Source organism: Kineococcus siccus (assembly GCF_009906795.1).
Lineage (GTDB): Bacteria > Actinomycetota > Actinomycetes > Actinomycetales > Kineococcaceae > Kineococcus > Kineococcus siccus.
The window spans coordinates 1-694 of record NZ_JAAALN010000436.1 but is presented as its reverse complement, the minus strand read 5'-3'; the positions used below and the strand labels follow the sequence as shown (position 1 = coordinate 694).

Below are 694 nucleotides of genomic sequence, written 5' to 3'. Positions count from 1 at the left end.
GGCCCGCGACGGCGGTGCCCCAGGCCCCGGCCCCCAGGACGGCCACGCGGCGCACCGGCTGCGTCGCCCCGCGGTCACCGGTCACGGCGTCACGCTAGGGGCCCGGCGCCCGCGGGGCGCGGGGGCGCGTCTCCCACAGGGCGACCGCACTGGCCGCGGCCACGTTGAGGCTGTCGACGCGCGGGTCCATCGGGATGCGCACGACGAGGTCCGCGCCGCCGAGGGCCCGGCGGCTGAGCCCGTCGCCCTCGGTCCCGAGCAGCAGGGCCAGGCGCGGCGGGACCTCGACGTCGCCCAGATCGACGGCGTCCTCGGCCAGCGCCAGGGCGGCGACCCGGAACCCGCTGCCGCGCAGCAGCTCCAGGTCACCGGGCCAGGACGTCGCGCGGGCCCACGGCAGGTGCAGGACGGTGCCCATCGAGACGCGGACGCTGCGCCGGTACAGCGGGTCGGCGCAGCGCGGGCTCACGACGACGCCGTCGGCACCGAAGGCCGCGGCCGAGCGGAAGACGGCCCCGACGTTGGTGTGGTCGACGACGTCCTCGAGGACGACGAGCCGGCGCGGACCCGGGCCGAGGCCCGCCACGAGATCGGCCACCGACCGCGCCGCGGGGCGGTGCATCGAGGCGATCGCCCCGCGGTGCAGGTCGACGCCCGTGAGGTCGCGGAAGGCCTCCACGGGGGCCACGAGGAC

Annotated in this window: 1 protein-coding gene; it reads right to left on the bottom strand. The window is 79.0% G+C overall.

Annotation, left to right across the window (positions count from 1 at the left end):
- Positions 1-94: 94 nt before the first annotated feature.
- On the bottom strand, positions 95-694 hold a 600-nt coding region (locus tag GTR02_RS22010; protein WP_166609587.1), incomplete at its 5' end, for a TrmH family RNA methyltransferase.